The sequence below is a fragment of the Pontibacter fetidus genome (assembly GCF_010119545.1).
GTDB lineage: Bacteria > Bacteroidota > Bacteroidia > Cytophagales > Hymenobacteraceae > Pontibacter > Pontibacter fetidus.
Genome location: NZ_JAAEAA010000002.1, coordinates 141,087 through 152,207, shown reverse-complemented (window position 1 = coordinate 152,207; position 11,121 = coordinate 141,087). Strand labels below are relative to the sequence as shown.

Here is an 11,121-nt window from a genome sequence, read left to right as displayed (position 1 = left end):
CAGGAATATGAAAACGTATAAGTTTCTATATATAATTTTGGCCGGGCTCTTACTGGTATCCAACTCATGTAGCGAGGATAAACTCGATGAGATAGATACAAACCCCAACAGCCCCACCGATGTGCCAATAAACCTCTTATTACCTCAGGTGGAAGTAGATGTAGCCTTCGCTGTTGCCAATACGGATGTCGCCTGGTACTCTTCGGTTTTTGTACAGCATACCACCGGCGTGCATGCGCAGCTACAGTCCGCAGACAGGCGGGCGGGTCTTAACGATGCCACATTGGTGAACAATACCTGGACAACAATTTACGCCACGACTTTGCCCGACCTTAACCTGATCATCCAGAAAGGGTCTGAAGGGGGAGAAGAGGAAGGCAAATGGATTGAAGTTGGGATTGCAAAAATACTGAAGGCCTATACTTTGGCCATAGCTACAGATAGCTGGGGACGTGTTCCGTTTACAGAGGCAGGGCAGGGCTCAGAGGTGAGAAAACCTGTATTTGACCCGCAGGAGCAGATTTATGCCGGTATACAAACCTTGCTGGATGAAGCAATTGCCGACCTGGCAAAAGAAGCTACAAGCCCCGGCGGCCGCGACTTGATTTATGGAGGAGATGCTGAAAGCTGGATAAAAGCAGCCTGGTCGTTAAAAGCCAGGTACTATAACAGGTTAAGCAACATAGACCCCACCGGCTCTGCACAGAATGCCTTAAACGCAGCAGCCAATGGTTTTACCAGCTCAGCAGATAACATGATATTTGATGCCTTCACGACAGATGCGACAGGTCAGAACCCCTGGTTTCAGGAAGCTGCAGACCGCGCCCATTTGGCAGTGAGCCAGCAGTTTGTACAAACCCTGGAAGCTTCGAACGATCCGCGGCTGCCTTTGCTGGTAGCACCTGCTCCTGCCACAGGCACTATAACCGGCGCACCAAACGGAACCCAGACTAACGACCAGGCCAGTGTACAGTTTTCCGACCCTACAGAAGCTGTGCTGAACGAGACATCGCCGTTGCCCCTGATGACCTATGATGAACTTAAGTTTATAGAAGCCGAAGCCAACCTCAGGTTAGGGAATACTGTAGCTGCCACCACTGCTTTTACCGAAGCTGTAACCAATGCCGTGCAGCGCCAGACCCCAGAGCTTTCAGGTACCCAGGCAACAGCCGTAGCGGCAACCGCGGTAGCAGGTGGCGTAACGTTGCAGAACATTATCCGCCAAAAATGGATCTCTTTCTGGTTGTTCCAGCCCATCGAAGCATTTGCAGACTATAGGCGAACCGGCTTCCCGGCACTTACACACCCGATCAGTGCTCCGCCTGCCAGGTTCCCGTACCCGCAAAGCGAGCTGGATGCAAACGCTGAAAACGTACCAAACGTGCAGCTTACTGATGGCGTTTGGTGGGATGACGGTACTGAGGATTAGAACTGATTTGAAGAAAGTATTTTGAATAGTTTTTTTGTTGTTTAAACAAAAAAGGGGAGCATTAACTCCCCTTTTTTATGCCAGAGCATTTTTAAAGCCTGAGGCAGGTACCCAGCGGGCTCTACATCATAGTTACTTCATGTGCTATCGCACTGTTGAGTTACAAGCTATACTTAAGGCTATAGTTGGAACAGTGAAGATGAGCTACAAGCCTTAAGGCTATACTGTTATCGTCAGCCATTCAGATAACCTCTTATGCTTGCCGATCAGTATCTGAGCCTGCACAAAACTTATTAATTGCATAGTTGAATTATTTATAGATAATAAATAAAGTAAAGTATAGGGTGTGAAATTAACAGGGAAGGGTCAGGGATAGGGAATTCAGCTGGCACAGTTCTCCAGTATAGCTATACTATAGGTTGCCTGTACCCTGTATTTGTGTAAAATAATAGCCCGCTAAAAATTGTGTTTAATGGTATAACATTGATTTAGTAGATGATATCTGCCGGTTGGTCTAAAAAAATAGTTGATTAAACTGTTGTGAATAATATAAATCCTGAATATTATTGATGAAGATTTGGAGCACTATCGCCCGATGGATATATGTGTTAACGAAAAAAATGCTCCAGAGACCATTTCGTATTAATGAGGTATTGGCTGTTGTAGAGCTAGCTTCATTTTATTTCAGCAAACTTATTTAATAGCAGAGTATAGTTGCCGCGTGCACTTTACTCTACAGCGTTTACCCTGATTTTTGCTCCTGAAATAGGCGCCCGGGATAGCTATTGCCTTTAAATAAGGATTTTTGACAGCGTTTTTTCTAACCTTTTATTTATTATTCACTTAACTTAAAACAACCAAATGAGAAAACTATTACTCATGAGTTTTATTTTGACGCTTACGCTGCTCAACCAGGCAGTTGCGCAAAGTAGAACTGTGTCTGGTAAGGTAACTGACCAGAGTACTTCTCAAGGACTCCCGGGTGTGGCAGTCATTGTAAAGGGCACGTCTGTTGGTACAGCTACAGGTGTAGATGGATCTTACTCTCTTGATGTACCGGCTGATGCTAAAACACTTGTATTCCGTTTCATCGGGTACACTCCTGTTGAAAAAGCGATCGGTAACGCTTCGTCTGTTAACGTAACAATGGTAATAGACAGCAAGCAACTGGATGAAGTGGTTGTTGTAGGTTATGGTACACAGCAAAAGAAGGACGTTACCAGCTCTATTTCGCAGGTGAAGGGTTCTGAAATTGCAAACCTTGCAACACCTAGCTTTGACCAGCAGCTGGCTGGCCGTGCATCTGGTGTGCAGGTAACGCAGCCATCTGGTATACTTGGTGCGCCTCCTACCATCCGTGTGCGTGGTGTTAACTCAATCCTGGGTGGCACTTCTCCACTTATTGTAGTAGATGGTGTACCTGCCTTCTCTGGCAACGCCGGTGGTTTTACACCTGCCAACACACTGGGTGATATCAACCCTGCCGACATCGAATCTTTCGAGATCCTGAAAGACGGTGCTGCAACAGCGATCTACGGCTCAAGAGCATCTAACGGTGTTATCCTGATCACAACTAAAAAAGGTAAAAATGGTCAGGTTCGTTTTAACTACGATAACTATGTAGGTTATGCTGAGGCAACTAAGCTTCATGACTTGCTGGATGCAAAGGAATTCGTAGAGATCCAGAACGAGAAATATGCAGCTGCTGGAACTACGCCAGATAAACTGCCTGCGCGTATGGATGCAGAAGGCACAAACACTGACTGGAACGACTACGTTTTCAGAAGAGGTTTCCAGCAGAACCACGTTTTCTCTGCATCAGCAGGTACTGACAAAACAAAATACTATGTATCGCTTGGTTACTCAAACCAGGAAGGTATTGCAAGAGCTAACGACCTGAAGCGCTATACTTTCAGATCAAACTTAGACCAGAAAGTAACTGACTGGTTAGATTTTGGTGTGCAGGCAGGTTTAACTAGCCAGCAGAACACTGGTCCGTTAACAGCTTCTAACAGCTTGGGTGGTAACACATTTGCTGTAATCCGTCAGCTGCCAAACGTAAAAGTATACAACCCTGAAGACCCAACAGGTTACAACATCGACGCTACTGACAGAAGATCTCTTGGTCGTGGTAATAACCTGATCACTATCTCTGATGGTATTCCAAACCTGCGTTTCGTGTTAGATCAGAACCTGCGTAAGGCTACTACTTTCCGTGGTCTGGGTAACGCATACTTAGAGGCAAAGATCATCGATAACCTGCGTTTCAAAACGTTGCTTGGTATTGATGCAAGCTTAACAGATGATTACAGCTTCAACGATCCGCGTCACTCAGATGGTTTCTCTTCTGGTGGTAGCATCTCTCAGGCTTATTCTCCTACCACTCGCTGGACATGGCAGAATATCCTTTCTTACAACAAGTCTATCAACGAAGTACATAACATTGACCTTACTGCAGTTGCAGAATATACTAAAACGAGAGGTACTTTCTTCCAGGCAACTGGTACAGGTCTGTCTGACAGATTCTTTAGAGAAAACCTTGTTAGTGGAACTTTCGCAAACCAGTTTGCATCAGGTGGTGTAACTGAAAATGGTCTTGCTTCTTACTTAGGCCGTTTCAACTATAACTATAAGAGCAAATACTACATTGGTGGTTCTGTTCGTGCTGATGGTCTGTCTAAAATGCCGGAAGCAGGACGTTGGGGTTACTTCCCGGGTATGTCATTTGCGTGGCGTGTATCTGAAGAAGAATTCTTCAAAAACTCAGGTGCGCTTAGCTTCATCAGCGACCTGCGCTTAAGAGGTAGCTTTGCCGAGGTTGGTAACACTGATATCTTTGGTGGTAACTATCCTTATATTGGTAGCTATGGTTCAGCACAGTATGGCGGCCAGAATGGTATCTCTTTCAATAACACAGGTAACCCTGACCTGAAGTGGGAAACACAGAAGATCTACGATATGGGTGTTGACTTCTCAGTACTGGATGGCCGTATAAACATGGTTTTTGCATACTGGAAAAAAGATAACATCGACAACGTATTAGGTGCTCCTACTGCTCCGTCACTGGGTGTACCAGGTAACCGTATCATCAAAAACATCGGTGATATCTCAAACAGCGGTTTAGAATTCACAGTAAACAGCACGATCATCGATAAAGGTGCTTTCACGTGGGTATCTAACCTAAACGTGTCTACTCAGAAGAATGAGGTTAAGAGACTTGTTGATGGCCAGGATATTTTTGGTGAATACACTATTGTTCGTGAAGGTGAGTCTATCAACTCAATTTACGGTTATGAATACAAAGGTGTAAACAAAGCAAACGGTAACCCGATCTATCAGAAAGCGGATGGTACGTTAGTACAGGGTAACATCACGAACAGCACATACTATGTGTATGATCCGGCTAACCCAACTGACCTTACTACTACATCTTCTTTAACAGCTGCTGATAAGAAAGTGCTGGGTAGCGCGCTGCCAACATGGTTTGGTGGTTTCGATAACCAGTTCAAGTATGGTAACTTCGACCTAGGCCTGTTCTTCCGTTTCTCTGGTGGTAACGTTATCATGAACCGTACCCGTCAGGACCTGTTAAGCATGAACTTCGTGAACAACGGTACTGAGATACTGAACAGATGGCAGAGCCCTGAAAAGCCTGGTGATGGCCAGACTCCTCGACTGTACGCTGCAGCAGGTAACTTCATCAACAGAGACAATGAGTCTACTACCCGTTTCGTTGAAGATGGCGACTTCCTGAAACTGAGCAACGTAATGCTTGGCTACAACCTGCCATCTACTATCCTGGAGAAAACCAGATTTAACAAAGCCAGAGTTTTTGCTCAGGTGCAGAATGCAGTTACTTTCACAAAGTATTCTGGCTTAGATCCTGAAACAAACACAGGTCTTGGTGTTGACTTTAATGGTAACCCACAGCAGCGCGTTTATACAGTTGGTCTAAACATCGGTTTCTAATCCTTTAATTGAATTACTATAATGAGAAATAGATTTTTTGCAAATAGCAGACTGAGACTGGCGGTAGCATTACCAGCCCTGGCTCTCTCTCTTTTCCTTTCTTCCTGCGATAAGGAAGTAACGGATCTGCAGCCTTACGACAGAATTACGGAAGAAGCTGCTTTTGACTCACCGGATCGTGTTGAGCTTTCGATGGTTGGTGTGTACGATGCAGCACAAAGTGGCTTTTATGCCGGTGGTGCTGTTCGTGGCTATCCTTTCGGAGCTGCTTCTATTGAGCAGGGCGATATGCGCGGCGAGGACATGCTAAACGTAGCAACGTTCTATGCTATTACTTACGGTGCTACCTATAACGCAACTACAGCCAACAACCAGTATCAGTGGGAAACCCTTTATGCACTGATAAACAAGGCTAACGTGGTTATTGAAGGTGTACAGAATGCAGCAACAAAAGGCACTATAACTGCTGAAGCTGCAAAGGCTTACGAAGGCGAAGCGCGCTTCCTGCGTGCTATGGCGCACCACGAGCTGCTAATTCACTTTGCAAGACCTTATAACCACTCAGCAGGTGCTACGCACCCTGGCATACCTTACAGAACAATACCTGTAAACACACCAGCAAGAGTTGATGAAGCAAAAGCACAAGGTAGAGGTACTGTAAAAGAGGCTTATGACAAGCTATTGGAAGACCTGAACTTTGCTGAGCAAAACCTGCCGGAAACAAGAACTGGTGCCAAGAAGATTTCTCGTGCTACAAAAGGCGCAGCTATTGCCCTTAAAACACGCGTCCTGCTTCATAAAGGCGACTATGCAGGTGTAATTACTGAGGGTAACAAAATTGTGAGCGCTACAGCTCCTTTTACCAGCCCGATCGGTGGTTATGCACTTACTGCCAAGCCTGATGGCCCGTTTGCCAACAACATCAGCAACTCAGAGTCTATTTTCTCTATCGAGAACAGCGCCGCGGATAATGGCGGTGTGAACGGTGCGCTGCCAGCTATGTATGGCGTTGCTCCTGCACGCGGACTTATCGCTATCAGCCCAATACTGTGGAATGCTACATTCTGGAAAGCGGATGACCTTAGAAGAAGCCTATTGGCTACAAACAATGGTCGTGCATACTTTACCACTAAGTATCGTGATGCGGCAACTAACTCAGACTATACACCGATCATCAGATATGCTGAGGTATTGCTGAACATGTCTGAAGCAATTGCCCGTACTTCTGCTACTGTTGATTTACGTGCTGTAGAGCTGCTGAACGCTGTTCGTAACCGTTCTGTAACAAATGTTGCTGACCAGTATACAATTGCCAGCTTCTTAACGCCTAATTCACTTATTCAGGCAATTCTGGATGAGCGTCGTGTTGAGTTCTTTGCAGAAGGCCGCAGATGGGCTGATCTGCATCGCTTAGCAAAAGATCCTGTGTTCGGTACGAATGGTATACCTGCCAAAGTGCTTTATACTAACACTACTTTTGCTTCATGGCAGGCAGCCAGCGGTACAGTTGCTGCAAACTCTTTAAAGATCACAGCTATCCCTTACGATGATTATCGCTTTGTATGGCCATTCCCGATTACGGAGATTAATGCAAACCCAGTGCTGAGAGATCAGCAGAACCCTGGATACTAAGTATAGATTCGTTTGTTAAAAAAGAACCCGCCGTTATCGGCGGGTTTTTTTATGCTTTATACTTTGGTAAATGTACTGGTGGCAGGCCGGAGCTTTTTTGTGTAGTTTTGTGTTTAGAGCATACTTAATAACCAGCAACTATAGTTTATGTTACTCTCAACGTATAGCGGTAAAATTCTGGAAGCGGGCGTGGATGAAGCGGGCCGTGGCTGCCTGGCCGGGCCGGTTGTAGCTGCTGCTGTTATACTGCCCCCAGACTATAAGCATGACTTACTCAACGACTCTAAGCAACTGAATAAAAAGCAGCGTGAGCTGATACGGAAAGATGTGTTGCAGGATGCGGTTTGCTGGGCAGTAGGAGAGGCATCGCCGGCAGAGATTGATGCGATAAATATACTGCAGGCTACGTTTCTGGCTATGCACCGTGCTGTAGAGGGTTTAGCACAACAGGCTGAATACCTGATCGTGGATGGCAACCGCTTTAAGCCTTATGGCGAAGTGCCCCATACCTGTATTGTAAAAGGCGATGGCAAATACCTTACTATTGCGGCGGCATCTATACTAGCCAAAACGCACCGCGACAGGGTAATGGAAAAGCTGGCAGAAGAATATGGCAACTATGGCTGGGAACAGAATGCCGGCTACCCAACTATAGCTCACCGTAATGCACTGGTTTCACACGGATCTACTCCGCACCACAGGCTGTCTTTCACGCTGTTACCTGCAGGCAAGCCGGAAGAGAAGGAAACTGAAGAAGTTTTATAGTATAATAAAATAAGCAGGTAATCTTTAAACTACCTGCTATTTCATTTTTATCAGGTCCAGGAACAGGGTAAAGCTATCGAGCGATGAGAGGTTGTTATCAAAGTTCTCGAAAGACAACGGCTTTAAAATATAACCTGAAACCTGTAATTTCTGGGCGGCCATACGGTCTGTTTCCTCGTTTGAGGTAGTCATTATAAATACCGGGATATGGCTGAACTCCGGATCGTGACGCAACTCCGTTAGAAATTCAATGCCGTTCATTTTCGGCATATTTATATCCAGTAAGATAACTTTTGGGGCAGGCGATATTTTAGGCACACCATTACCGCGCAGCATTTTCAGGGCCTCGCGGCCATTGCGTGCTACGTGCAACGGCTGCATCATTCCAATCTTTTTAAGCTCTCGCTCTACATTCATAATATCCAGGTAGTCATCTTCCACTAAAAGGATATTTGTAATTTTATCAGTCATTTTTTAAATGTAAATAGGGTGCTCTAACACAAAAATAGCTAATCTTATCCTTAAGTTCTATTTTTTGGGCCAGTAAAATGTAAACGTCGACCCTTGATCCGGAGTAGAATCGACGTGAATGGTACCTCCCTGCCATTCCACAATCTTCTTAACGATGGCCAGGCCTACTCCCGTACTTTCCACGGCATCTCTTTCTTGCAACGTCTGGAAAATTATAAATATACGGTCGTGATATTCCTTATCAATACCCGGGCCATTGTCAGCTACTGAAAATACATGGAAGTTTTCCTGCTCTTCATAAGCAATGTTTATGCGGCCCTGGGGTTTGTTGTTATACTTTGCTGCGTTACTGATGAGGTTAGAAAATACCTGCTGTAACTGTACACGTGCTGTATACAATACGGGCAAATGCGCCGGCATGGTAACTTTAAAGCGCTCGGGCAGGGCAAGCAGGTCTATCGTTTCGGTTAACAGTTCTTTTACATCAACCTGTTCTTCAATAAGCGTGGTACGGCCAATGCGGGCCAGGGCAAGTATACCATTTATTAGGTTTTCCATGCGGTGTACACGGGCACGCATCATGGTCAGGTATTCGCGTATGTTTTCGGGTAATTCGCGGCCCATGTCTTCCTCAACCCAGCGCGAGGCTACTTCAATGCCACGCAAAGGCGCTTTCAGGTCATGCGATACCACATAGGCAAACTGGTCCAACTCTTTGTTTTTGCGGTCCAGCTCCGAAAAAGATTCGTCAATGGTTTTTGCCATCATGTTTAGCGAGTGCGACAGCATGCTTAGTTCATCCTTGGCATCATCCACAATCTGCGTTTTATAGTCCCCCTTCGATATTTTATCGGCCAGGTTTACCATCTTCATGATGCGGGAAGTGATGAGGCGTGTAATGTAATAGGCCCAGCCCAGCCCAAGTATAACCGAGATAACGGTAAGTATAGTTGAGACCTGGCGCGTGGATTCTATACTTTGGCTGAGGCGCTCGCTACGTTCGCCACGGATGCGGTACTCATAGGCGTTAAAATCCTTAAACGCCACACGCATCGAGTCCATGAGTATCTTTTCGCCTAACACCAGGCTGTCTATAGTTGCGCTATAATCTTTGGTGTTGCCCAGCGTATCGGCTCTTGTAATGGCAATCAGCGGCTCGGCATAATTTTGCTGCCATTCGTTCTGAAACCTGATAATGTCCTCTACTTTTTTTATTTGCTCCGGAGAGTATTTGGTAAAGGCCGTGATTTCGTTAAACAAACTGGGTAGCTGGTCTTTTGCTTGGGTATAAGGTATCAGGAAAGTTTCGTTACCGTTTAGCAGGTACCCGCGGATACCGGTTTCGAGGTCGATAATATTACGCTGCAGGGCTGCCGAGTTGCGCACCACGATCTGGGACCGGGACACCCATTGGGTATTCTGGATAACGTCTTCAGATAACCGGAAGTTAACTATAGCTACAGCTGTAAACAGTGCCGAGATCAGGAGGAACCCGACAAACAGTTTTACCGATAATTTCATGTAAGAGATTTACTTTCTACGTTATAATTGATAGCCAGCAATTTAGCTTTCTGAAATCGGATGCCAGAAATAGGTGCTGAACAAATATAAAGAATTATAGGATGAAATTTTCAGGCACCTGATGGTGCAGATGAGTTGTAGAAAGTAATGTGTGATGGTATTGAAATAGGTGAGATTGCATGATGTTATGTTGTTTTGGCTAAAAAGGTAAGTTTACCTTACGTAAGTATATAGAGAGGGTTGCATGTATGGGAAATAAAATTGCACCTTTTTGGAAGCGAAATTCTCGCTGACATTGGTTTATTCTGCTGTTCTATAGTTAGCAAACTGTTGTTATACCTGATTAAAGGATGCTATAGTTACCTTGGTTTCTGAGCCGCCACAATATATACCAGGCTACCGCCCGCCGACACATATTCTTCGTTCAGCAGTTTCTGTTTCATGGTAATTTTATTGTAAAGCAGTTTTTCCCAGTAGGCATCAAATTTTTCTTTTTCGCCACCGCCGGCCATGTAGTAGTTCAGGTTGTCCTGGTAGTCGTAGCCCATGGCTTCGGTTTCTATCCATTGCATCATCTGCTCTACACGCAGTATTTTCTCCTGTGTATCGTAAGGCGGAATAATAGACAGGGCTTTATCCGAGATCCATACTTTAATGTCGCGCAGGCCGGCTTTCAAAAACAGGTCTGGTACCACATCGCCCAGCGAGTTAAAGCCTTCGCCCAGGTTCTTTTTGCCTTTTTCAATCCGAAGCTTAATTTCCAGCACATCCAGCATGCCTTCCACGTTAAAATCGGTTTCGCCGTACCGGTCAAACATCAGGTTGGGCACTAAGTTGTTAGGCTCCAGGGCTACTACCCAGGCCCCTGGTTTGGTCACCCGTATCATTTCCTGAATTACGCGTTGCGGGTTTTTAACGTGTATCAGTAAGGTCTGGCAAAGGGTAATGTCGGCAATGTTGTCGGGTAGGGGAATATCGGTGGCGTTGCCTACGCTAAACTTATAGTTGATCTGGTTGTGGCCGAACTGGCTGTGTGCGCGTTGCTGTGCTTCGGCAATGTAGCCGGGCTCATAATCTACGCCAAATACGGTGCTGCCATCGGGCATGTACTTCGAGAATTTAAAGCCCATCATGCCCTTACCACAACCAATATCCACTAAGGTCTGGCAGTAAGACAGGTGCAGGCGCTGGGCCAGCAGTTCCAGGTAATCGTCGTTCCACCAGTATTCGCGGGCCGGGCCCAGGTGTTCTTCTGAATGCTGTTTTTCGTTTTGGTCTCTCAACTATAGGTTTGGTTAAATATAAAAAAAATAAGCCCCTGGCAAGGCAGAGGC

General features: G+C 45.6%; 7 protein-coding genes. 4 read left to right on the top strand and 3 right to left on the bottom strand.

The window, feature by feature from the left end; translation table 11 throughout:
- Positions 1 to 7: 7 nt before the first annotated feature.
- From GWO68_RS01780 to GWO68_RS01765, 4 genes are all read left to right on the top strand, one after another.
- Positions 8 to 1,429, top strand: coding sequence for a SusD/RagB family nutrient-binding outer membrane lipoprotein (locus GWO68_RS01780; protein ID WP_235941904.1), 1,422 nt, complete (start codon positions 8 to 10; stop codon positions 1,427 to 1,429).
- A gap of 861 nt (positions 1,430 to 2,290) precedes the next feature.
- A complete protein-coding gene (locus tag GWO68_RS01775) occupies positions 2,291 to 5,398 on the top strand; it encodes a SusC/RagA family TonB-linked outer membrane protein (RefSeq protein ID WP_235941903.1) in 3,108 nt (1,035 codons plus the stop codon).
- Positions 5,399 to 5,419: 21 nt separating this feature from the next.
- Complete coding sequence (locus GWO68_RS01770; protein ID WP_162344687.1) at positions 5,420 to 7,030, top strand: RagB/SusD family nutrient uptake outer membrane protein; 1,611 nt, start codon at positions 5,420 to 5,422, stop codon at positions 7,028 to 7,030.
- A 147-nt stretch (positions 7,031 to 7,177) separates the two neighbouring features.
- The gene (locus GWO68_RS01765; RefSeq protein ID WP_162344686.1) at positions 7,178 to 7,795 is read left to right on the top strand and encodes a ribonuclease HII; all 618 of its coding nucleotides are present in this window, start codon (positions 7,178 to 7,180) and stop codon (positions 7,793 to 7,795) included.
- A gap of 36 nt (positions 7,796 to 7,831) precedes the next feature.
- Here the strand turns inward: GWO68_RS01765 and GWO68_RS01760 are convergent, their stop codons facing one another.
- From GWO68_RS01760 to GWO68_RS01750, 3 genes are all read right to left on the bottom strand, one after another.
- Complete coding sequence (locus tag GWO68_RS01760) at positions 7,832 to 8,266, bottom strand: response regulator (RefSeq protein ID WP_162344685.1); 435 nt, start codon at positions 8,264 to 8,266, stop codon at positions 7,832 to 7,834.
- Between the two features lie 57 nt (positions 8,267 to 8,323).
- The gene (locus tag GWO68_RS01755; RefSeq protein WP_162344684.1) at positions 8,324 to 9,787 is read right to left on the bottom strand and encodes a sensor histidine kinase; all 1,464 of its coding nucleotides are present in this window, start codon (positions 9,785 to 9,787) and stop codon (positions 8,324 to 8,326) included.
- A gap of 359 nt (positions 9,788 to 10,146) precedes the next feature.
- The gene (locus tag GWO68_RS01750) at positions 10,147 to 11,070 is read right to left on the bottom strand and encodes a class I SAM-dependent methyltransferase (RefSeq protein WP_162344683.1); all 924 of its coding nucleotides are present in this window, start codon (positions 11,068 to 11,070) and stop codon (positions 10,147 to 10,149) included.
- Positions 11,071 to 11,121: the final 51 nt, after the last annotated feature.